19 protein-coding genes are annotated in these 21992 nt (G+C 56.9%); 14 read left to right on the forward strand and 5 right to left on the reverse strand.

Annotated features, from left to right (window positions below; all coding sequences use genetic code 11):
* Nucleotides 1-38: 38 nt before the first annotated feature.
* The 6 genes from BCV73_RS34730 to BCV73_RS05495 all read left to right on the forward strand — a co-directional run bounded on the left by BCV73_RS34730 (nucleotide 39) and on the right by BCV73_RS05495 (nucleotide 5847).
* Nucleotides 39-200 carry an HYR domain-containing protein gene (locus BCV73_RS34730; protein WP_143811828.1) on the forward strand — a complete coding sequence of 54 codons (162 nt, stop codon included), beginning with the start codon at nucleotides 39-41 and terminating at the stop codon, nucleotides 198-200.
* A 292-nt stretch (nucleotides 201-492) separates the two neighbouring features.
* A complete protein-coding gene (locus tag BCV73_RS05475) occupies nucleotides 493-2817 on the forward strand; it encodes a xanthine dehydrogenase family protein molybdopterin-binding subunit (RefSeq protein WP_089546382.1) in 2325 nt (774 codons plus the stop codon).
* Complete coding sequence (locus BCV73_RS05480; RefSeq protein ID WP_089546383.1) at nucleotides 2804-3637, forward strand: FAD binding domain-containing protein; 834 nt, start codon at nucleotides 2804-2806, stop codon at nucleotides 3635-3637. Before BCV73_RS05475 ends, BCV73_RS05480 begins: the two co-directional genes overlap by 14 nt.
* Entirely contained in the window at nucleotides 3634-4152 is a 519-nt protein-coding gene (locus BCV73_RS05485) for a (2Fe-2S)-binding protein (protein ID WP_275541915.1), read from the forward strand. The genes BCV73_RS05480 and BCV73_RS05485 overlap by 4 nt, the downstream gene beginning before the upstream one ends.
* Nucleotides 4153-4166: 14 nt before the next feature.
* Entirely contained in the window at nucleotides 4167-5213 is a 1047-nt protein-coding gene (locus BCV73_RS05490; protein ID WP_089546384.1) for an XdhC family protein, read from the forward strand.
* On the forward strand, nucleotides 5200-5847 hold the full coding sequence (locus BCV73_RS05495) for a nucleotidyltransferase family protein (protein WP_089546385.1): 648 nt from the start codon (nucleotides 5200-5202) through the stop codon (nucleotides 5845-5847). The genes BCV73_RS05490 and BCV73_RS05495 overlap by 14 nt, the downstream gene beginning before the upstream one ends.
* Here BCV73_RS05495 and BCV73_RS05500 read toward each other — a convergent pair.
* The gene (locus BCV73_RS05500; protein WP_089546386.1) at nucleotides 5796-6830 is read right to left on the reverse strand and encodes an FUSC family protein; all 1035 of its coding nucleotides are present in this window, start codon (nucleotides 6828-6830) and stop codon (nucleotides 5796-5798) included. The genes BCV73_RS05495 and BCV73_RS05500 overlap by 52 nt on opposite strands.
* Before the next feature lie 81 nt (nucleotides 6831-6911).
* Nucleotides 6912-7691: a helix-turn-helix domain-containing protein gene (locus BCV73_RS05505; protein ID WP_089546387.1), complete on the reverse strand. Its 780-nt coding sequence runs from the start codon at nucleotides 7689-7691 to the stop codon at nucleotides 6912-6914.
* A 118-nt stretch (nucleotides 7692-7809) separates the two neighbouring features.
* Here BCV73_RS05505 and BCV73_RS05510 point away from each other — a divergent pair, with 118 nt between their 5' ends.
* The 7 genes from BCV73_RS05510 to BCV73_RS05540 all read left to right on the forward strand — a co-directional run bounded on the left by BCV73_RS05510 (nucleotide 7810) and on the right by BCV73_RS05540 (nucleotide 18418).
* Nucleotides 7810-9288 carry an alpha-N-arabinofuranosidase gene (locus tag BCV73_RS05510; protein ID WP_089546388.1) on the forward strand — a complete coding sequence of 493 codons (1479 nt, stop codon included), beginning with the start codon at nucleotides 7810-7812 and terminating at the stop codon, nucleotides 9286-9288.
* 321 nt (nucleotides 9289-9609) lie between these two features.
* Entirely contained in the window at nucleotides 9610-10638 is a 1029-nt protein-coding gene (locus BCV73_RS05515; RefSeq protein ID WP_089546389.1) for a LacI family DNA-binding transcriptional regulator, read from the forward strand.
* A gap of 200 nt (nucleotides 10639-10838) precedes the next feature.
* Nucleotides 10839-12125 (forward strand): ABC transporter substrate-binding protein, encoded by a 1287-nt coding sequence (locus BCV73_RS05520; protein ID WP_256992755.1) that lies wholly within the window; start codon nucleotides 10839-10841, stop codon nucleotides 12123-12125.
* 75 nt (nucleotides 12126-12200) lie between these two features.
* A complete protein-coding gene (locus tag BCV73_RS05525) occupies nucleotides 12201-13088 on the forward strand; it encodes a carbohydrate ABC transporter permease (protein ID WP_089546390.1) in 888 nt (295 codons plus the stop codon).
* The gene (locus BCV73_RS05530; protein WP_076168691.1) at nucleotides 13081-13926 is read left to right on the forward strand and encodes a carbohydrate ABC transporter permease; all 846 of its coding nucleotides are present in this window, start codon (nucleotides 13081-13083) and stop codon (nucleotides 13924-13926) included. The genes BCV73_RS05525 and BCV73_RS05530 overlap by 8 nt, the downstream gene beginning before the upstream one ends.
* Nucleotides 13927-13968: 42 nt before the next feature.
* The gene (locus tag BCV73_RS05535; protein ID WP_089546391.1) at nucleotides 13969-15438 is read left to right on the forward strand and encodes a glycoside hydrolase family 30 protein; all 1470 of its coding nucleotides are present in this window, start codon (nucleotides 13969-13971) and stop codon (nucleotides 15436-15438) included.
* Nucleotides 15439-15568: 130 nt separating this feature from the next.
* The gene (locus BCV73_RS05540; RefSeq protein ID WP_089546392.1) at nucleotides 15569-18418 is read left to right on the forward strand and encodes a beta-galactosidase; all 2850 of its coding nucleotides are present in this window, start codon (nucleotides 15569-15571) and stop codon (nucleotides 18416-18418) included.
* Between the two features lie 67 nt (nucleotides 18419-18485).
* Here the strand turns inward: BCV73_RS05540 and BCV73_RS05545 are convergent, their stop codons facing one another.
* The 3 genes from BCV73_RS05545 to BCV73_RS05555 all read right to left on the reverse strand — a co-directional run bounded on the left by BCV73_RS05545 (nucleotide 18486) and on the right by BCV73_RS05555 (nucleotide 21101).
* Nucleotides 18486-19841 (reverse strand): sodium-dependent transporter, encoded by a 1356-nt coding sequence (locus BCV73_RS05545; RefSeq protein ID WP_089546393.1) that lies wholly within the window; start codon nucleotides 19839-19841, stop codon nucleotides 18486-18488.
* Nucleotides 19842-19927: 86 nt separating this feature from the next.
* Entirely contained in the window at nucleotides 19928-20464 is a 537-nt protein-coding gene (locus BCV73_RS05550; protein ID WP_089546394.1) for a chromate transporter, read from the reverse strand.
* 10 nt (nucleotides 20465-20474) lie between these two features.
* Entirely contained in the window at nucleotides 20475-21101 is a 627-nt protein-coding gene (locus BCV73_RS05555) for a chromate transporter (RefSeq protein WP_076168687.1), read from the reverse strand.
* A 345-nt stretch (nucleotides 21102-21446) separates the two neighbouring features.
* Between BCV73_RS05555 and BCV73_RS35680 the strand changes: the two genes are divergently transcribed.
* Complete coding sequence (locus BCV73_RS35680; protein ID WP_089546395.1) at nucleotides 21447-21707, forward strand: hypothetical protein; 261 nt, start codon at nucleotides 21447-21449, stop codon at nucleotides 21705-21707.
* The last annotated feature ends 285 nt before the right edge of the window (nucleotides 21708-21992 follow it).

Here is a 21992-nt window from a genome sequence, read left to right on the forward strand (position 1 = left end):
CAGCCACGTCATTCCGCCTGCGCGCCGAAAAGTCACGCATGTATACCGTTACGTACACGGCGTCCGATCAAGCGGGCAATCAAACGGCCTGTACGGTTACCGTCACGGTGCCGCATGATCAGTACGGCGATTCGTCAAATATAGCTGGGGCCGAGAAAAGCCTTGGAGCGGATGAAAAGGCTTCGATGGCGGAGCTCTGAACTGAAAGCAGGTCACGGTACACAGGGATGGGAATGAACCCGCTGCCCGACGGACAGGATACATGTCCGCCGGGCAGTTTTTTTAGGTATAAGAGTGGTAAAAGCTTTAGCGGCTTGGCTTCCTTAATTCCCCAGAGAAACTACCGATTGTCTACATTGAATGTACATCAATAGACGTTTTTATGGGGCTCGCGTATAAACCCGAATACTAGGGACAATGCATTTCCCATATAAATAGGCAGTAGAGGATGTGCATCTATCACAACGATGGGGATGAAAGGAGGGAGCCGATATCGCCTCGTCCATCGGAAAAGAAGTTCTGAGAAAAGAATCCGGGCAGAAAGTAACCGGGGCGGCCCGTTACACGGGAGATACCTCGAAACCCGGCCTGCTGCACGCCGCCTTGGCTGTCAGCCCGCATGCCCATGCCCGGATGCTGTCGATCGATACCTCCGCGGCCCGGAGTATTCCGGGCGTCCGTGCGGTCATCACAGGAGAGGACTTCCCGGTGCTCACCGGTTCTCCGCTGGAAGACCGGCCGCCGCTGGCCATAGACAAGGTGAGGTATTTCGGCGAGCCGGTTGCCGTGGTGGTGGCGGATGCGGAATATATCGCGGAAATGGCGGCGCTGCAGGTCCGCGTGGAATACGAAACGCTGCCGCTTGTTCAGTCCCCGCTGGAGGCCTATAAGCCGGACGCGCCGCTCATACATGAAAATTTGGCCGAGTATAAGCATTATGAGGAGGTGTATCCGGGGCCCGGCACCAACGTTGCAAGCCGCAACCGGATCCGCAAAGGAAACATGGAGGAAGGATGGAGCCGCAGCATCCACACGATCGAGGTCCGGGTGAGCATGCCGCAATCGGATCATGCCGCGATGGAACCGCGCTGCAGTACGGCGGAGCTGCTGCCGAACGGCAAAGCCGTCATCCATTCCGCCTCGCAGTCCCCCTACATTATCCGCAGCCAAATCAACAGATACTTTCATATCCCGCTGCAGCAAATCATCGTTCACACCCCGCTCGTTGGCGGTGGGTTTGGCGGGAAGGCGGCCGTTCAGCTGGAGTTTCTCGCTTTTCTGGCTTCAAGGGCCGTAGGGGGAAAAGCGGTCAAGCTGGTCAATTCAAGGGAGCGCGACATGGTCTCTTCCCCGGTGCATATCGGGCTGGAATCGAGAGTCAAGCTGGGCTGTGCCGCCGATGGAAAAATCGCTGCCGCGGAAATTACGCACTGGTTTGACGGAGGAGCCTACTCGGACCGGGGACCGATCATGAGCAAGGCCGGAGCCAGCGACTGCTCGGGTCCGTACCGAATCGACAATCTGCAGTGCGACTCGCTCTGCATGTATACGAATCACCCGTATTCCACTTCATTTCGCGGGTTTGGACATCCCGAGCTGACGTTTGCCATCGAGCGGGCAATGGATGTCATGGCCGCACGCCTCAGCATGGATCCGATGGAGTTCCGCTTTCTGAATGCGATCGGGCCCGGTGACACGACGCCGACGCAAACGCTGCTGGACCGGAGTACGGTAGGCAATCTCCCGATGTGTATCGCCAAGCTGAAAGATATGATCCGATGGGATGAGCAGCCCTTGATTGAAGCAAAAGGCCACTTTGTCAAAGCCAGGGGCGTATGCTGTATGTGGAAAAATTCCAATACCCCCGCCGATGCCGGTGCGGGGGCGGTCATCATTTTTAATGCCGATGGCAGCGTGAATTTGCTTTGCGGTGCTGTGGAGATCGGGCAGGGCACGCGGACGTCCCTCACCCAAATGGTAGCCGAGCTGCTCCGAATGGATGTGCATAAAGTATCGATCAGCACTGACGTCAATACGGAGACCGAGCCGCAGCTGTGGAAAACCGTTGCAAGCCGCAGCACTTTTCTGGTCGGCAACGCGATTCGGGCGGCGGCGCACGATGCCATCGTACAGCTGAAGAACACGGCTGCCCGTGTACTTCAGCTCCCGCCGGCCGAGCTGGAAATCGGAGGCGGAAGGGTTTACAGTAAGCGGGATCCGGGGATCGGCATAGAGATCACCAAGATTGCCCTTGGATACAAACTTCCGGAGGGGGGGACGATTGGAAGCCAGGTCATCGGACGCGGCAGCTATGCGATGCGGGATATTAAGGAGCTGGACCCGATGACCGGCAAAGGAAAACCGGGCCCGGAATGGACGGTCGGCGCACAGATGGTGGAGGTGGAGCTGGATACGAGGGATTATAGCTATCGGATCCTGCAGGCGGCAACCGTTATTGATGCCGGCAGGGTGATCAATCCGGTTTTCGCCCGCGGCCAAATCACCGGAGGCATGAGCATGGGACTGGGCCTTGCCAGCAGGGAGGCCTTTGCGCTCAATGAAGAGGCCCAGGTGCTGAATCCGCAGTTCCGGACTTATCACATGTTGCGTTACGGAGAGCAGCCGGCGTATTTCGTCGATTTCGTCGAAACGCCGAATGTGGAGGCGCCATTCGGCCTGCGGGGCATCGGCGAGCATGGCATTATCGGCATGCCTGCTGCACTAGCCAACGCTTTGTCGGCAGCAACGGGCATCGCGCTAAATCGGCTTCCGCTTACCCCGGAGCGGATCTGGAGGACGGCCCATGATACCCTTTGACTTTGAATATTACCGGCCGTCTTCGGTGAAAGAGGCAGCCGATGCCTATCAGGCGCTGCAAGCCCAGGGCAAGCATCCGATGTATTGGTCCGGAGGGACGGAAATCATTACGATGGCCAGGCTGAACGAGGATCGCCCGGGTGCGGTCGTCGATTTAAAGGCGATCCCCGAATGCAATGTCATGGAATACCGCGAAAATGACCTGATCATCGGCGGCTGTGTCACGTTGTCCGCCATTACCGGATCGAACCTCTTCCCGCTGCTCGGCAGGGCGGCCCAAGGCGTCGCCGACCAGACGTCCCGCAACAAAATTACGCTCGGCGGCAACCTGTGCGGCCGAATCTATTACAGGGAAGCGGTTCTCCCGCTGCTTGTGGCTGACAGCCGCCTGGTCATCGCAGGGAAAGGCGGCGTCAGGGAGGCTGCGATCCACGAAGTCTTTCGCGGGCAGATCCGTCTGGAACCCGGAGAATTTCTGCTGCAGACCGTGACGGACCGTGAATTCGTATCTCTGCCGTCCGTTCATGTGAAGAAGCGGCAGATCGGTAATGTCGGTTACCCGTTGGTGACCTTGGTTGCCGTGAAAAAGGGAAGCCGCATCCGCGCGGCATTCAGCGGGATTTGCGGGTTCCCGTTCCGTTCGGCCTCCATCGAGCAGGTGCTGAATACCCCCGGGCTATCGGCGGAAGAGCGGGCCCGCCAGGCAGCCGGACGGCTCCCGGCACCGCCGCTGACCAATACGGAAGGCACGGCCGATTACCGGCTCTTTTTATTTAAGCAAACCATCAAAGACGCCATTCATGCTTTGGAAGGAAGGTGAACGTCCTGGAAAGCGCAAGCTCGAACTCGAATGCGATCTACCCGCTGGAGCTGGAGGTCAACGGGGAGCGCAGGTGGCTCTGGGTCCGGGCGGCGGAGACGCTGCTGCATACCCTCCGGGACCACCTTGGCTTAACCGGGTGCAAGCCCGGCTGCGAGAATGGGGACTGCGGCGCCTGTACCGTTATCCTGAACGGTCTGCCGATGAAGTCCTGCCTGATGCTCGCCGTAGAGGCGGACGGACAGCGCATCACCACGATTGAAGGGCTGAAGCATTCGCCGGTCCAGGAACAATTTGTCTTGAAGCAGGCATTCCAATGCGGCTACTGCACGTCGGGATTTATCATGAACGGTCACGGGCTGCTGAGCGCGCATCCGGACGCGGATCCGGAGACGATCCGGCTGTGGCTGGAATCGAACATATGCCGCTGCACCTCGTATGAAGAAATTCACGGGGCAATCATGGCGGCGCTGGCAGCGAACAAGGAAGGCGGCCCGGCAGACGGCAGCAGCTAAAAGGAGGAACACGCTTGGAAGACATTCATCGGATTCTGGAAGCACTTCAGCAGTGCGGACAGCGCAGCGTGCTGGCGACCATTACCCGGGTGGAGGGCAGCGCCTACCGTAAAGAGGGCGCATCCATGCTGCTGTTCGAGGACGGAACGCAGGTCGGCGTGCTGAGCACCGGCTGCCTGGAAGCGGATATCGCAGCCCGCGTGCCGGAGCTGCTGGCAGCCGGGGTTCCGCACACCTTTACCTTCGACCTGGACGCTGCCGATCCGCTATCCTGGGGGGAAGGGCCGGGATGCGGAGGCGTGATTCAGGTTACGGCTGTGGGCGTCGGCGACTCGCTGCGGAGGCATCTGCTGATGCTGAAGGATTATTTGGACGATCAGACTGAAGTCATGCTGATTCTAAAAAATAGCGCGGACCCCCTGGCTGCCGGATACAGCTTTGTCACCAGTTCCAGGCTCCGGTTTGGCGAATGGCCGGGAGCGTTTCCCGAGGCACTGCTGGATTGGGCTGCTGCCCGGATGGGGCGGCGGAGCGGGATGCAGATCGTGCCGGGAGAGGCGGAAGAAGTATTCGTCCACACGTATTTCCCTAAACCCCGGCTGACCCTGTTCGGTGCCGGGCCGGATGCCAGGCCTTTGGCCTCCTTTGCGGCCGCCGCCGGATTCACGGTTACCGTCGCCGATTGGAGGGCAGCCCTGTGCGACCGAAGCTTTTTTCCGGATGCCCACACGCTGCTTGACGGCTTCCCGGAGGAAACGGCCGGACGGATGCGGTGGACGCCAAACGATTACGTGGTCATCATGACGCATCACTTCCGGAGGGACCGGGAGCTCATCCGGATCCTCTCTGGCCATAACCTGGCATATGTCGGCCTCCTGGGCTCGAAACGCAGAACGCAGCGGCTTCTCGAAAGCGGCTCATTGCCGGACCATTGGCACGCCCCCGTAGGTTTGCCAATCGGAGCAGAAGGTCCGGAGGAGATCGCCTTCAGCATCGTGGCCGAATTAATCCAGGTGTACCGAGCTTCCCGAAAGAGGCGCTTATCTTATGAAGCGACATAGTGTCCATGGCATTTATTTGGCGGCGGGACAAAGCAGCCGGATGGGAACGAATAAGCTTGGTCTGCCGCTGAGGGGAATTGCGCTTGGCAATCATGCTCTGCTTGCCGCTCTGGAAGCCGGACTGGCGCATATATGGATCGTGACCACCGAAGGGAAGGCGGATTGGATGGACGCAGCCCTTGGCAGCGACCGCTTTAGACCAAAGTGGACGCTTGTCCGCTGTCCGGATGCGCATTCAGGACAGGCGCATTCGATCCGGTGCGGGGTGGAGGCGGCGATGACCGCGGGGGCCGAAGCGGTCATGATTTTGCTCGCCGACCAGCCCGGCGTCACATCTGCAATGATCAACGAACTGCTCTGCCGCTACTATCAGGCATCGGAACGGGAAAAGATTCATTTCGCCGCCGCGGAGTTCGGCGGTCTGGCGAGACCGCCGGTCATTTGCCACCGGCGGATGTTTCCGGAGCTGCTCCGGCTGCAAGGGGACCAGGGAGCCCGGCAGCTGATCCGTCACGGAAGGCCGGGAATCTCTGTCCCTTTCGAATCGCCGGATCTGTTCCTCGACGTGGACACACCGGAGGACTACGGGCTGCTGCGGGACAAGGAGAACGCGGATTCCCCGCCAAAATCCTGAAGCAGCTGCCCGGCATTCATATACAAGGCGAGAGGGTACTGCTCCTGCTCCCAATGCGCCGGAGCGTGAAGGCTCAGGCTGAACTTGCCGGCGCTGACTTCTGTGGAGATGCCGGGGCCGGTATGCCACCGCTTGATCACCTGGGCGAGTTCTTGCAGGTGGTCGGCCCATTGCTGCTGCTGTTCCCGGGTAAAATGGCCGGTCTGCGACCACTGCCCCAGCACCCGGATCATATCCGACAAATTGGCGTAGCCCGAACGCAGCTGCTCCATCTGCCGGGTCAGGCGGTTCAGCAGATCGCGCTTCTTGGCGGCAAAAGGGTGGTACCGTAAGCTCTGGGCCGCCTTGTCCAGCTCGGTGGTCGCTTGGTGCAGCTCCTGAAACAGCGCCTGCCAAGTCCATTTCAGCGTTTGCGCTTCACTTGGAGGACATCCCTGCTCCACCCATTGCCCGGCCTTGATAAAATGACTTGCCAAATGGTCCGCGAAGCGGGTCATTTTTTGCTTGGCGGATGGGATGGAATCCGGCGGGAACAGCAGCGACTGCACCAGTACCGCTAATACGGCGCCGATGATTGTATCCCGGATCCGGTCGAGCGAATAGCTGGGCATTTTGTGCTGAAAGAACAGCACGAGCAGAATGCTGAGGGCCACCTGTGTCACCATGGTGTGGTCCAGCTTCAGGCGCTGGATGGCAAAGGTGGCGACCAACAGGCACGCTCCGATGCTCCATCCGTTCAGGGGGAGCCAGGGCGTTACACAGAGCGTCAGGAGGACGCCGGCAACCGTTCCCAAGACACGCTGCCAGGCGAACTGCATCGATTGACTGACCGTGGCCTGTACGGACAATATCGCGGTCAGCGGGGCGAGATAAGGATGTGATGAGCCCGCCCACTTCGCAGCCTCCCATGACAGCGCCGCAGCCAGCGGCATTTTCCAGACGACACCGCTGTTTTTGATCGTATTCCATAGATTGTCACTCATTCGTTGTGCAGCCCCAATTTACTTATTGTTGCTGCTATTGTTCCCATGGAATCAGGGGAGTAAACTCGCAAGGCAGGTGCGCTACTTTCTTTTTCGGTAGCCGCTCGGGGTGGCCGATACGAATTTTTTGAACTGCCGCATGAAGTGGGTTTCGTTCTCATATCCGCACATCTTGGCGATGCCGCCGATGGAGAGGGAGCTGTTATCCAGCAAATACTTCGCGTACTCCAGCCTGCTGTTGATCATATCTGACGAGACCGAGCATCCGAACAAATCCTTGTACAGATGCTGAAAATAAGATTTGCTCAGGTTGACGCTTGCCGCGAGCTCGTCCAGGGAGTAGGAGGCCTGCGGTGAACGGTACAGCTCGCTGCGGATTTCCGACAGCTGGTGCAAATACCGGCCGGCATTTCCCTGGGCAGGGGGCAGGTGCCGCCAATTGGCGAGCTTCATCAGCAGGCTGCGCAGGTCCAGGTCGATAATTTCCAAACGGTGGGGCCCGCCCAGCCAGTTCACGTTTTGAAGCTCCATGATGCCCCGGGACACGGACGCCGGGTAAGCCGCTTCGGCCGGACGGTCAAGCGGAAGCTGAAGCTGCTGCAGATATGCGCCAAGCTCCGTTCCTTCACAATGGAACCAGTCGTTGACGAAGGGCTTCTCCAAGTCCCGGTACATGTAAGGCGTGCTGGGCTGCATCAAGATGTAGGCATTGTTATCAACGGTGTAAGCCGTGCCGTCAATCACCACTTCCGCCTTGCTCCGAAAAAGGACAAAAGCGTAATTCCCGGCCCCGCTGCTGCGGTCGATCCGGATCCCGTCCGAGTGAACGAAGTTGTGCCCGCAGCTGACTAATTGAATCATAAATTCCTCCTCCATAAAAAGCACGATAGGTCAGTTTTTGGCCAGTATAAATCATTGTGGCATAACGTACAAGCTACTATACTGTGTGGGAGAAAACCGGGAAAGAGGAGGCTATTGGATGAGCAGCGTATTAAACGCGGATACGATTAAAGGCAAAATCAATAAAAACATTTACGGACACTTCTCGGAGCATTTGGGGCGGTGCATTTACGAAGGCATCTGGGTCGGGGAGGATTCGCCGATTCCGAACACGAACGGCATTCGCAATGACGTCGTGGAGGCGCTAAAGCAAATCCGGGTACCGGTGCTGCGCTGGCCGGGCGGCTGTTTTGCGGACGAGTACCATTGGAAGGACGGCATCGGACCGCGGGAAAACCGCAAACGGATGATTAATACCCACTGGGGCGGCGTGGTGGAGAACAATCACTTCGGTACGCATGAATTCATGGAATTATGTGCCCAAATCGGCTGTGAGCCTTATATTAACGGCAATGTTGGAAGCGGTACCGTGCAGGAAATGTCGGAATGGGTGGAGTACCTGACCTTCGGAGGCGTATCGCCGATGGCAGAGCTGCGCGAAGAGAACGGGCGCGAACAGCCTTGGTCGGTCACCTATTTTGGCGTAGGCAATGAAAACTGGGGCTGCGGCGGCAACATGCGGCCGGAATACTATGCGGATTTGTACCGCCAGTACCAGACGTATGTCCGCAACTACGGGGACAACCGGATTCACCGCATCGCCTGCGGCCCGAACTCGGACGATTACAACTGGATGGACGTGCTGATGCGTGAGGCCGCACGGTATATGGATTCCATTACGCTGCACTATTATACCGTCCCGGGAACATGGGGGAACAAGGGGCCGGCTACCGGATTCAGCCGCGAAGAATGGTTCACCACGCTGGAAAAGGCGCTGTTTATGGATGAGCTCATCACCAAGCACAGCACGATTATGGACAAATATGACCCTGACCAACGGATCGGACTGATCGTCGACGAATGGGGAACGTGGTATGACGTGGAACCGGGAACCAATCCGGGATTCCTGTATCAGCAAAACTCGCTGCGGGACGCGCTCGTGGCGGGATTGACCCTGAACATTTTCCATAAGCACTGCAACCGGGTGCGGATGGCCAACATCGCCCAGACGATCAACGTGCTGCAGGCAGTCATTTTGACCGAAGGCGAAAAAATCGCCCTGACCCCGACGTACCATGTGTTTGATATGTATAAAGTGCATCAGGATGCGGAGCTGCTGGATCTGAATCTGGAAAGCGGTACATACAGCGCCTTCGGCCGGTCCATTCCGGAAGTGACGGGAACCGCCTCGCGGGACGCCGAAGGAAAAATCCATATCAGCTTGTGCAATTTGAACGACGAGAGCGCTTCGACCGTAACGATCGATCTGCGCGGCATTTCGGCGGCATCGCTGACGGTGACCGGAACGACGCTGACCTCGGAGGAGCTGGATGCGCATAACACGTTTGAACAGCCCGACCGGATCGCGCCGAAGCCGTTCGATGCGTTCAAGACGGATGGGACACACCTGGTCGTCGAGCTGCCTTCCAAGTCGGTGACTGTGCTCGAACTGGTCTAAGAAAGTCTGCTTTGGGCTTGCTGCGAATATAGGGTCCAAGACGGACCAATAACGACATTCAAGATTAAAATCAAGGCCGATATTCCCGATAGGTTCGGAGATTCGGCCTTTTTTGCATTGCAGGGAGCCCTGGCGGTCGGGTTCAGGGATGTTGATGAAATCCGTTTCATCGGTGTCATGGATCTGTTATGATTACATAGATTGAACTAAAGTTAAGCATTGAGCTTCCCTTTGGTAACTGACCATTACGGACAATAATCATTCATTTCTTTAGTTCATTCTATCTAGCATTGACTATTTCAGAAAGAGGAAGGTTCGCATATGACACCTATCACCATTTACGATATCGCCAAAGAAGCCAACGTATCGGTATCCACCGTATCCCGGGTGCTTAACGATACCGCGCCGGTGCGTGCCAGCACACGGGAAAAGGTGATGGCGATCATCGAGAAGCATCAGTTTCAGCCGAACGCGCTTGCCCGCAGCTTGATCAAGAAAGAGACCGGAACGATTGCGATCATCCTGCCAGACATCACGAACCCGTTTTTTCCGGAAGTGTTCTGGGGAGCGGAGAACGAGGCGCGGGACAAGGGGTATACGTTCTTCCTGTGCAATACCGGCGGGGATCACAGCAGGGAATCTGAGTATTTGACGATTCTCCGGGAAAAGCGGGTCGACGGCATTATCTTTCTCGGCGGCAGGATCAATTTGCAGCACTGTCCTGAAGAGATGGCGCAGGAATTGATCGAAGCCGGCAAGCATCTGCCGATCGTGCTCGTGAACGGAAACATTGCCAAGAGCGGCCTGCACCGTATATACACCGACGAAGCGGCTGGAGCCGTCCTGGCCACCCAGCACCTGCTTGACCTCGGGCACCGGGAAATCGCCTTTGTGGGCGGGCTGAAGGAAATGGCCACCACCATGGTCAAAGTGAAGGCTATCCAGAAAAAGCTGAAGGAGCACGGGCTGGAAATCCCGAAAGAGCGGCTGCTGCTGGGCGACTTTTCCATCGATTCGGGAAAAGAGCAAATGGCCAGGCTGCTGGAGCAGCAAAATCCGCCGACGGCGGTCATTTGCGTCAACGACTATACAGCGATCGGGGCGATCAAGGCGACGATTGAGCACGGGCTGTCCATCCCGAACGACATATCCATCGTCGGATATGACGACACGCCGCTGGCGAGCGCCGTCATCCCCGAGCTGACAACCGTCTCCCAAAACACGTATCAGCTGGGCAAGCTGGCGGTCGATGTGCTTCATGACCTCATAGGCGGAGGTAAGACCAAAAAGCAGACAGCGCTTCAGCCGGAACTGATCGTCAGACAAAGCACCGGGCCGGCCCGCCGGTAACGCTTGCGCATGGCCCTCAAAAAGAAAGCGTTGACATTCGGGGAAATGCTGGAATATAATGATCGAGGAATGAAACCCCTTTCATTAAATGGATCGGGTTTTCTATTCCGGCTTTATGAAACCCATTTCATGAAATGGGTTTCAATATGATCATTTGTTTCGTCTGTTGTCGTTGAACTTTATTTGAGGGGGAGTAACGGGTGAAAAGAAGAAGCTTTGGAATCATTTCTTTACTGGTGTTGTCGATGCTGATCGGTCTGACCGCGTGCGGAAGCAAGGACAGCGGGACTTCGGCGGAGGGCGGGGCTGGGACAAGCGGCAAGAAGGTCGATCTGTCCATGACGATCTGGGGCTCCGAGGATGAGAAGAAGATTTATCAGGAACGCCTCGATATCGTGAAGAAAACCTATCCCGACATTAACGTCAAGCTGAACCTCGTGGCCGGGGATTACGACCAGAAGGTGCAGACGATGATTGCGGGCGGAACCGCACCGGACATCATGATGATCGCGGAGAACTACCAGGCCTATGCCTCCAAGAATCAAATCATTCCTCTGGATGAGCTGATTCAGAAAAACAACGTCAATATGTCCGAGCGGTACACGGACGATATTGCGAACCTGATGAAATACGACGGCAAGCAGTACGGCATGCCGGACCGGGCAGGGGCCATGGTTCTCTTTTACAACAAAGACATGTTTGATAAAGCCGGCGTCTCTTATCCAACGAAGGATTGGAAACAGGAAGACCTCCTGAATGCCGCCCAGAAGCTGACCATCAAGGAAAACGGCAAAACCGTGCAGTGGGGCTACTACCCGGGCTCCTGGTGGCCGCAGTGGATGCAGCTGATTTACCAGAATGGAGGCTCGCTGCTGGATGCCGAAAACAAGCCGACCTTTGACACCGAACCGGTACGCAAGGCGCTGCAATTCCTGAATGACCTGACCTTCAAGTACGGCGCCGGCCCGACGCCGACCGAGATCGCTGACATGGGCAACATCGGTGCAGACCCGCTATTCGCTCAAGGCAAAATCGCCATGGAAACGACCGGGTTCTGGAACATCGGCTCCCTTGCCAAGGTGCAGGGCATCAACTGGGATATCGCGCCGATCTGGGGCGAGACCAACGCCTTCTTCAATGGCTTTACGATCACGAACGCATCCAAGCATAAGGAAGAAGCCTTCAAAGTAATCGAGGCGCTGACCACGCTCGACGCGCAAATGCCGATGATCGAAAAAGGCCAGGATGCTCCGGCTACGAAGGCGGGACTGTCCAGCGACAAATTCCTGAACGCCGAATACGGCGGCAAGAAGATCAACATGGCGGCCTTCAGTGAATCCAAAATTTATGCGGAGCCTCTCAATCCGCAGTGGAACGAAATGATGAAGGTCATTAACGACAAGCTGGGCGTGTACTTCAACGACAAAGCTTCGCTGGACGACACGGTGACCTCAATTCAAAGCGGCCTTGAGAAAATTTACAAGTAGGAAGACAGCTGGGGAGCAGGCAAGTTCCGGCAGCCGCCGGGGCGGCCTTCTCCCTTCATCACAGGAGGGCTTGACGTGGGAAAACGGGAAGGAAAATGGTTTTACCTGTTCATTTCGCCATGGCTGATCGGGTTCATCGGACTTACCTTGGGCCCGATTTTATTTTCCATTTACATGAGCTTCACGGATTGGGACCTGTTCCAGTCGCCGCATTTTATCGGTTTCGGCAACTACAAGACGCTGCTGACCGACGATCCGCTGTTCTGGAAATCGGTAGGGAACACCTTCTTCTATGCGCTGATCTCGATTCCGGTCGGGATGGCCATCTCGCTGTGGATTGCTTATTACCTCAACAAAAAGCTGAAAGGCATTACGTTCTTCCGCATCTTGTTCTATCTCCCGTCCGTCGTGCCGGTGGTAGCGAGCTCGCTGCTCTTCATTCATCTGCTTGCGCCGACCGAAGGGTTGATCAACAAAGGGCTGGCGATCTTCGGCATCCACGGACCGGCTTGGCTGCTGGATCCGCATTGGGTTAAGCCCGCGCTGATCGTGATGTCGCTGTGGGGCGTGGGCGGCGGCGTGGTGCTGCTGCTGGCTGGCATGAAAGGAGTGCCCCAGGAGCTGTACGAGGCGGCCGCGATCGACGGGGCGCGCAGCACGCAGTCCTTTTTCCACATTACGTTCCCCATGCTGACGCCGGTGATTTTCTTCAACCTGGTGACCGGGATCATCGGGGCGCTGCAGACCTTTGCCCAGGTGTTTATCACGACCGCCGGGGGACCGGACAACTCAAGCCAAATGGTGGTGCCGTACCTGTTCCAGAACGCCTTTCAGTTCTACAAAATGGGCTACGCTTCGTCCATCGCCTGGGTGCTGTTTATTATGATCATGGCGCTGACGCTGCTCGTTTTCCGCTCATCGGCGCTGTGGGTGCATTACGAGGAGGGGAAAGCCAATGAGTAAGACATCCCATGTTGAAAAAGCGATAGCCTACGTTTTTCTGATCGTTGTGGGCGTGCTGCTGGCCTCTCCGTTTCTGTACATGATCTCGATTGCGCTGGCGAGTGACGAGACGACGGTCAAATCGGCTTTTACGTTCGTTCCGGCCGAGTTCGAATGGTCGAACTTCGTGACGATCTTTTCCAATAACAATCTGGGCCTGTATCTGAAAAACTCCCTCATCATTACGGTCATTACGATCATCGGCTCGGTGCTGTCCGCCTCGGTCGTGTCTTACGGCTTTGCGCGGATCAAGGCGAAGGGCAGTAAAATCCTGTTCGTGGTGCTGCTGAGCACGATGATGATTCCGGGAGAAGTGACGATGGTTCCGCAGTTTATCATTTTCCGCAACCTGGGCTGGGTCAACACGTTCTATCCGCTGATCGTACCGAGCTTTTTCGCCGGGGCGTTTAATGTGTTCCTGATCCGGCAGTTCGTGATGGGCATTCCCAAATCGCTGGACGAAGCGGCGATGATCGACGGTATGGGCCATCCGGGCATCTACTGGAAAATCATTATGCCGCTGACCTACCCGATTCTGGCGGCCATCGCCATTTTCTCTTTCTCCTGGAACTGGGGAAATTTCATGGGTCCGCTCATTTATATCAACGATCCGGAAAAAATGCCGCTCGCGCTGGGCGTGCAGCTGCTGACGACGGTTGGCGGCGGGCAGATGCCGCCGTGGAACCTGGTCATGGTCGCCTCGCTGTTTCTGACGATTCCGATGGTGCTGGTGTACTTGTTCGGCCAGCGGTTCGTGTACGAGGCCAACATCAGCGGCGGCAGCAGCGGCATCAAGTAAGGGGGAAGGCGTGTGCCACAGCCCGGCAGGAAAAGTAAACGAATGATAGGATTGGCAGCCGCCGGCCTGGTGCTGGCTGTCATCGCGGGAGGAGGCATGCTGATGAAGTCGGCTAAGGAAATCGGCGGCACGCAGCCGGCAGCGTTTGAAAGCGAGCCGGTGCATCTGATGCCGGAGGAAGCATACGAAGGTTTTGAAGGCTGGGGAACGTCGCTGGCCTGGTGGGCCAACGTGCTCGGCGGCTGGAAGGACAAACAGAAGGAGAACGAGGTGATGGACCTGCTCTTCGATCCGAATCGGGGGCTTGGCCTCACAATCGTTCGTTATAACATCGGCGGCGGAGAGAACCCTGAACTGAAGGAGCTCCGCCCCGGGGGCGACGTGCCCGGTTTTCAGCCGGAAAAGGGGCGGTGGGACTGGGAGGCCGACGCCAACCAGCGATCGGTGCTGCAGGGAGCGCTGAAGCGCGGGGTGACCATCGCCGAGGCGTTCTCCAATTCGCCGCCTTACTGGATGACGGTCAGCGGATCGGTGACCGGAGCCGTCGACGGGGGCAATAATCTGAAGGATGATCAGTACGACGCCTTTGCGGACTATCTGACCGAAGTGGTGAAAAGGTACCGCGACGAGTGGGGCATTACGTTCCGGACGCTCGATCCGCTGAACGAGCCATCCTCGAACTGGTGGAAAAAAGGAAATATTCAGGAAGGCGCCCATTTCTCAACCGACAAGCACGCGCTGCTCATCGTCAAAGTCGCAGCGTCCCTGGCAAGCAAAGGGCTGACCGGGACCGGCGTCAGCGCCGCCGATGACAACAGCATCGACGAAACGGTAGAGAATCTGCTGGCCTATGATCATGAGACGCTGGACGCCATCTCGCAGATCAACACCCATTCCTATAACGGGAGCCGGATGGAGGAGCTGCGGGAGCTTGCCGGCAAGCTGGGCAAACCGCTATGGATGTCCGAATACGGGACCGGGGGCAGCGAGCCGCACAACCATGAGGATATGTCTTCGGTGCAGGAGCTGGCGGAGCGCATCATGTTCGACTTGAAAGTGATGAAGCCTGCGGCCTGGGTGTATTGGCAGGCGGTCGAAGACGAAGGGGCGGGCAACAACTGGGGATTTATCCATGCGGGCTTCACCGGCGAAGAGCAGTATGCCATGACCAAGCAGTATTATGGCATGGCCCAATTCAGCAAGTTTATCCGGCCGGGGGCAACGATCATTCCGACGGATGACGGCCGGACGCTGGCTGCCTACGACGCTGAGCGCGGCAGGCTGGTGCTTGTTATCCGCAACGAGCTTTCGGAGAAGAAAGTAGCGTTTGACTTGAGCGGATACTCCTATCCGGCATCAGCGGTGGCGGAAGTATACCAAACCTCGGCGGACCGAAATTTGGAGCGGCTTGATGACCTGAAGACATCAGCCGCCGGTCTGGAAATCACCGCAGCGGATAATTCCGTCACCACCGTCGTGATCGACGGCGTTTCACCCAAGCTGAACCCGTAACGGATATTTCCGGCCCGAACGAATTTGCCGCGGAGGATGCCGGGGGCCTTCGTCATGCGAAAAGAGACCCGGCTAGCGTCAGAACAGCAACAGCATCTATAGAAGAGAAGCTAGAAGAAAGAAGGGGTTTATGGTGGCAGAACAATCAAGCGCATGGTTAACCGATGCTCGCCGCGAAGCGGCCGCGCCGGAGCTGGCGTATGACCGCCGCAGTTTTATTCTGAACAGAGAGAGGATTTTTCTAAACAGCGCGTCCGTGCATTATTTCCGCATGCCCCGCAGCGAATGGCGGGAGGTGCTAATGAAGGCAAAGCTCGCCGGCATGAACTGCATCGATACGTATTTCGCCTGGAATGTGCACGAGCCGCAGGAAGGGGTATGGGATTTTGCGGGCGACCGCGACTGCGGGGCGTTTTTGGACCTGTGCGCCGAGCTTGGACTGTGGGTCATTGCACGGCCGGGTCCTTTTATTTGCGCCGAATGGGACTTCGGCGGATATCCGTGGTGGCTCGGCACGAAGGAAGGGATAAGGTTCCGCCAGGTTAACGAAACCTATTTGCACTACACCGACCTGTACTTCGACCGCATCGTACCGGTCATCCGGGACCGTCAGATCAGCCGCGGCGGAACGGTGATTCTGGTGCAGGTGGAGAATGAATACGGCTACCTGGCGGACGATGAGCAGGCTGGGGGATACATGCAGTATTTGCGCAATGGCCTGCTCAAACGGGGCATAGACGTACCGCTGATCACCTGCGTGGGCGGGGCGGAAGGCACAATCGAGGGAGCCAATTTCTGGTCGGGAGCGGACCGGCATTATGCGGAACTGCGGGCCAAGCAGCCCGATACACCGAAGCTGGTGACGGAGTTTTGGACAGGCTGGTTCGAGCATTGGGGCGGGCCGTCGGCCACGCAAAAAACCGCGCCGCTGCTCGAAAGGCGGATGATGGAAATTATCCGTGCCGGCTTTACTGGAATCAGCCATTACATGTTTTTCGGCGGAACCAACTTCGGCGGATATGGCGGAAGAACGGTAGGCGCCAGCGATATTTATATGGTCACTTCGTACGACTATGACGCTTCGCTGAATGAGTACGGTAGAATCACGGAGAAGTATGCCTCGGTCAAAAAGCTGTCTTACTTTTTGCACGCCTTCCGCGCATTTCTGCTGCAGGCCGAAGCATTGACGGAACAGGAGGTTCCGTTTCCGCGGCATCCCGGCGGGTATTCGGTTCGGGGACGGGGCTCCGGCAAGGGGAACATGTGGTTTGTGGAAAGCCATCAGGTAGAGCGGGAAACGGTACATATGACGCTGGATGGAGGCGTCACTGTCCCGGTTGCGGTCCATCCCGGAGAAATCGCCCCGGTGCTTGACCGGATCCCGATTGGCGAGGGGATTCAACTCACGTCGGGTTCCCTCCTCATAGGAAACGAAATCGTAGGGAAAGAGCTGACGTTATTCGTTGCGGCGGACCGGGGGCAGCGCTCCTGTGTCGTGATTGAGGCGGCCGAACCCGTCGCTATCACGGATAACGGTGCTAACGCCCTTAGCGAAAGCACTGCCGACGGCAGAGGGCTGCGGCTCGATATGTGCCATTTCGAAGAGCCTGGCATCATCCGCATCTCGGCGGGGGAACAAAGCATCCGCTTTGTCGTGTTGACCGGCGATGCACTCAACCGGACGTGGCGGATCGAGGGGCTTTCCGGCGAAGGTGTTCGTTATGCCGTTGGACTTGACGATATCGATGTTGGCAAGGACGGCCGGGTTCAAGGCACTGCTGCCGATCCGGACCGCAGCGTGCTGCTGCTGGGGCATTGGACCGGAGGCGAGCGCTGCGTCACCGCCGGTGAGCTCCAGACGCGGGAGCCGTCCGGGCCCGGGCTACCCCGGCTCCCTGCTGCTGTATGGGAGAGTTCGCCGATTGAGCTGCAGGCGGTGATGGCGGGGGAGGGCGCTGTCCTTACGGGAGATCCGCAGGATTTTGGACGGTTTGGGCAGGATTACGGGTACCTGCTGTATGCCTGCGATTTTGACAGCGAACAGGCCGGCGAAGACTGCCTGATCCTGCCGGACCTTCAGGACACGGCGCGGGTGTACATCAACGGCGCGGAACAGGCGTTGGTCCGCCAGGTCGGGGCTGCGGCCGTCCCGTTGAAGACGGTTCAAGGGACCAACCGGCTGCAGATTCTGGTGCAGCACATGGGACGGCTAAACTTCTCGCCTTATCTGGGCGAGACTAAAGGGCTCACCGGCCCGGTGTATCGGGGCGGCCGCGTATTTGACCTTCGCCGGGATTGGCGCGGCGAAGACGGGGCAGCCGTCCACCTGGACGAAGTGAGCCATCCGTCCGGCGCCCCCCTGCTGCGGAAGGAATTCGAGCCCGGCGCCATGGACCGGGCCATCATTGTCGGCGCGGTCAGCCAAGGGCTGCGCATCAACGGTACGCTGGTTGAGCTGGAAGGTTACCATGACTGGTTCGCGTTTTGCACCGTCGACATCTCCAAGTATGTAAAGCCGGGGGAAGTCAATGTGATCGAGATGCCTTATGCATCCTCTCCGTTGAACCGTTTGGAACTGATCATGTTCCGGAATGCGGAACGCTTGGAGGACTGGTTCATGGCCGGAGCCGGCTTGCTTGGACCGGGTGCCTGGAAGGCGGGCGATGCAGACGCGGAAATGGCTACGGCAGGAGGGCCGGGTTGGTACCGGTGGCGATTCCGCCGACCGTTGTGGCCAAGCGGATACAACATTCGCTTGAAGCTGAGGTTAACGGGCATGAGCAAGGGGCTTATCGTACTAAACGGGCATGATCTGGGACGCTTCTGGCAGATCGGTCCCCAGGAGGATTACAAAGTTCCGGCGGAGTGGCTGCGGGAAGAAAATGAGCTGCTTCTGTTCGATGAGGAAGGCAGGCCCCCCGGGCAGGTCAGGCTGATGTATGACGGGCCGTCCCGGCAGCCGTGGTTCGTGTTGGAATAATAAAAAAGCAATCTCCACAGCGCTGTCGTGAACAGCCCCGGAGATTGCTTTTGTTGTAGTTTCGTCGTTATTTCAGCTTCAGAATGCCCGTTGTGTCAAGCAGCACGAGCAGTACCAGAATCGGCGCCACGTAGCGGAGCATGAACAGCCATACCCGGAACCATCCCGATTTGAGGCCGGCCGCTTCGGCAGCGCCTTTCCAGAAGTACCCGGCGAAAATGGTGGTGATCAGCCCGCCGACCGGCAGCAAAATGTTGGATGTAATGAAGTCGAGCCAGTCAAAGAAGTTTTTGCTGCCCATTTCCGACAGCCCCGGCACGATGCCGAAGGAGAGCGCAGACGGAAGGCCGATCAGCAGCACGAGCACGCTGATGATGACAACCGATTTCGTACGGCCCCACTTCCAGCGGTCCATCAGGTATGTTACCGGCACTTCCAGCAGCGATACCGCCGACGTCAAGGCGGCGATTGCCAGCAGGACGAAGAACAGCCCGCCGAAGAACGCACCAAACGGCATGGCCGAGAAGGCGGCCGGCAGGGCGATGAATACCAGACTTGGCCCGGAGTCGGGCTCGATCCCGAACGAAGCGGTCGTCGGGAAAATGATCAGCCCAGCAACGAACGCATAGATCAGGTCACCGACGCCGATGGCGATCGTGGCAGACCCCAGAGACTGGCGCTTGTCCACATAAGCACCATACGTAAGCAGAATGCCCATCCCCAACGAAAGGGAGAAAAAGGCATGTCCCAAAGCGACTAGCGCCGATTCCGGGGTCAGCTTGGAGAAGTCGGGATTCAAGAAAAACGATACGCCTTCCCCCGCGCCAGGCAGGGATACGGCACGAATCATCAGGACGATGAGCAGGATGATCAATCCCGGGATCAGCACTTTGTTGAACTTTTCGATGCCGCCGGAAATCCCTTTGACCACGACAAAGCCGGTAATCAGGATGGCGACAGCTTGCCATACGATCGGCATGTAGCCGCCGATAAACGAATTGAACTGTCCTTTGAAATCCGGATTGCTGTACAGGTGTCCGCTGAAAGACTGCACGGCGTAATGCAGCGTCCAACCTGCGACGATGACGTAGAAGGTCAGAATCAGAAAAGGCGCGATAACCTGCAGCAGGCCGAGACGGCCGAACACTTTGCTGCCGCCCGCTTTCACAAACGAAGTGGCCGCACTGCCTCTGCCTGCGCGTCCGATGGCAAGCTCAGCGAGCAAAACAGGTAAACCAATGACGATCAAGCACACGATAAAGAGCAGAAAGAAGGCTGCGCCGCCGTTTTGTCCGGTGATGTACGGAAATTTCCACATATTCCCGAGACCCACAGAGCTCCCGATGGCGGCCAGGATAAAGCCTGCGGATGAAAACTGGTCTTTTTTTCCTGATGCCGCTGGGTTTTTAGGTGGTGTAGTCATAGAAGTTCCCCCAGTTTATTTTTGAAAGTTCATTCTATTATAATTTAACGTCCCCGTAAAGGCATAGGAAATTTAATTTCACCCAATTAAAACAGCACGATTCCCGCAACGCCCGAGCATACGATGACGGTCACCGGATGCAGTTTGTATCTGGTGATCGCGATAAACGCCAGCACGCCGATCAGCAGCGTGGCGAAGGTCGTCCAGTGATAGATGGCTTCCGACGGATTGGGGAAACCGAAGTGGATGGCCGCATAGACGATAAGTCCGGTAATGATCGGCCGAAGGCCGTAAAAGGAGGATTTGACCCAGGGGTTAGCATTCATTCGATAAAAGAAAGCCGCAATCAGGATCACAATGAGCAGGGAAGGCAGAACGATACCGGCGGTAGCGGTAACGGCTCCAGCCAGGCCCGCGGTCTGGTAACCGATCAGTGTCGCGCTGTTGGTGGCGATCGGGCCGGGCGACATGCCCGCGATCGATACCGTCCGCTGAAATTCCCCGGTGCTCAGCCACCCGTGCTGCTGTACTTCGTACTGGATCATCGGGATAACCGCATAACCGCCGCCGAAGGAGAGGAACCCGATTTTTAAAAATGAGACAAATAACTGCCAGAACAGCATGGGACGCCTCCTAGATGTAATATTCGATGACGGACTCGTTCTCCTCGCGTGCCCTCTCGGTGTGAACCGGAAGCCCCAGCCGCTTCTTCAGCCGGATGACGGTGATGCCGAGCACCAGCCCGACCGCTATCAGAACCATGGGGTTCAGTCCGGTCAGCAAAAGCAGGGCCAGGGAGCCTGCGGCGGTGATGACGGTCGTCCGGTCAAACAGCGCATTTTTGCCCATTTTGAACGCGGCGACTGCGATCAGTCCGATGACAGCGCCGTGAATGCCTTTGAAGGCGGCCTGGACTTTGGGCTCCTCGCGGAACATCGAGTAGAACACGCTCAGCAGAAAAACGATGATAAACGTAGGGAGCGTTATGCCCAGCGTGGCCGCAAGGGCGCCGGGGATTTTGCCAAGCCGATAACCCAGAAAGGCCGAAGCGTTCACCCCGACGCCGCCGGGCGCCGAGCCCGCGAGCGACATTAAATCGCTCATTTCCTGGCGGTCCATCCATTTGCGTTTATCGACGAATTCCTTCTCGATCATCGGCATCATGGCGTATCCGCCGCCAAATGTCGCCGGACCGATTTTGAAAAAAATCCAAAACAATTGAAGCAGCAGGTACGCTTTCGATGTCTTGTCAGTTTGCACAACACGTCACCTCGAGTTAAATTCTGACTGTATTATAACATCTTTTATCCAAAATGAAATTAACTTATTTGAAAATAGGCTGGAAGATATCGAAATGAAAGTGAAGCGGGTAGTAACCGGGGATTGGGATATCGGCCGCAGAATGTTTGCTAGGCCATTGTAATGTCGAGGAATTTAGTGGGTTTTTTCTTTTTTGTATCAAGTTTGAGTGAGGTTCCAAAAAAAGGATTTAAACCAAGCGAACTGCTCGACTTTATTTCATAATAGAATTAACTTGAGTTCAGCGAATGAGCGTATACCAAAAAACCTTAAAGACCAGCGGCCGCTTCAAGGTTTCTTGGGAGCATGCTTGTTTTTTACATAAAACACTTCGGTAGACGTCACCGTAATCTCGACGATTTGCTTGGACGTTTAATCCGGAGACTCCGGAAAATCTTCCTTAATCCAGCGGATGACAAGCCGGCCGCCGATTTTGACGAGTCATACTGGGACCGGCTGATCTCAGTAGATTTGACGGGCACAGCTTTGTGCATGAAGGATGGGCGTCAGCAGATGCTCAAACAGGGAACGACGATCCCCATCGGCTTTGGATATACTTCCCGTTAATCGTTTCTAAATAAATCGGTCACTGGACAATTTAAATGCAGGTGCCATGGAAACCGGGGGGACTCCCCTTTGGTTCGAGGCAGCCGGTACCCTGTACCCTGTGAAGAATTGGGAAAGTGCTGTTTTTTTTGAATACCCATAACTGAAAAAATCCTTTGCTTGCCGGACAAAACACCAGTTTTTTGGGAAAAGTGTACGCCGGAACACCCAGATGTACCTGTTCAGAAAATGAGGAAGTCCCTATCATCAGCAGTATAGAAAGCGCTATCATTTTGTGTTCGATGG

Source organism: Paenibacillus sp. SSG-1 (assembly GCF_002224835.1).
Classification (GTDB): Bacteria; Bacillota; Bacilli; order Paenibacillales; family Paenibacillaceae; genus Paenibacillus_AQ; species Paenibacillus_AQ favisporus.

Coding starts and splice junctions, on each gene's coding strand:
- BCV73_RS05530 (WP_076168691.1), top strand. CDS start 13,081: ATGAGTAAGACATCCCATGTTGAAAAAGCGATAGCCTACGTTTTTCTG.
- BCV73_RS05545 (WP_089546393.1), bottom strand. CDS start 19,841: ATGACTACACCACCTAAAAACCCAGCGGCATCAGGAAAAAAAGACCAG.
- BCV73_RS05480 (WP_089546383.1), top strand. CDS start 2,804: ATGATACCCTTTGACTTTGAATATTACCGGCCGTCTTCGGTGAAAGAG.
- BCV73_RS05535 (WP_089546391.1), top strand. CDS start 13,969: ATGATAGGATTGGCAGCCGCCGGCCTGGTGCTGGCTGTCATCGCGGGA.
- BCV73_RS05510 (WP_089546388.1), top strand. CDS start 7,810: ATGAGCAGCGTATTAAACGCGGATACGATTAAAGGCAAAATCAATAAA.
- BCV73_RS05500 (WP_089546386.1), bottom strand. CDS start 6,830: ATGAGTGACAATCTATGGAATACGATCAAAAACAGCGGTGTCGTCTGG.
- BCV73_RS35680 (WP_089546395.1), top strand. CDS start 21,447: ATGCTTGTTTTTTACATAAAACACTTCGGTAGACGTCACCGTAATCTC.
- BCV73_RS34730 (WP_143811828.1), top strand. CDS start 39: ATGTATACCGTTACGTACACGGCGTCCGATCAAGCGGGCAATCAAACG.
- BCV73_RS05515 (WP_089546389.1), top strand. CDS start 9,610: ATGACACCTATCACCATTTACGATATCGCCAAAGAAGCCAACGTATCG.
- BCV73_RS05505 (WP_089546387.1), bottom strand. CDS start 7,691: ATGATTCAATTAGTCAGCTGCGGGCACAACTTCGTTCACTCGGACGGG.
- BCV73_RS05550 (WP_089546394.1), bottom strand. CDS start 20,464: ATGCTGTTCTGGCAGTTATTTGTCTCATTTTTAAAAATCGGGTTCCTC.
- BCV73_RS05495 (WP_089546385.1), top strand. CDS start 5,200: ATGAAGCGACATAGTGTCCATGGCATTTATTTGGCGGCGGGACAAAGC.
- BCV73_RS05540 (WP_089546392.1), top strand. CDS start 15,569: ATGGTGGCAGAACAATCAAGCGCATGGTTAACCGATGCTCGCCGCGAA.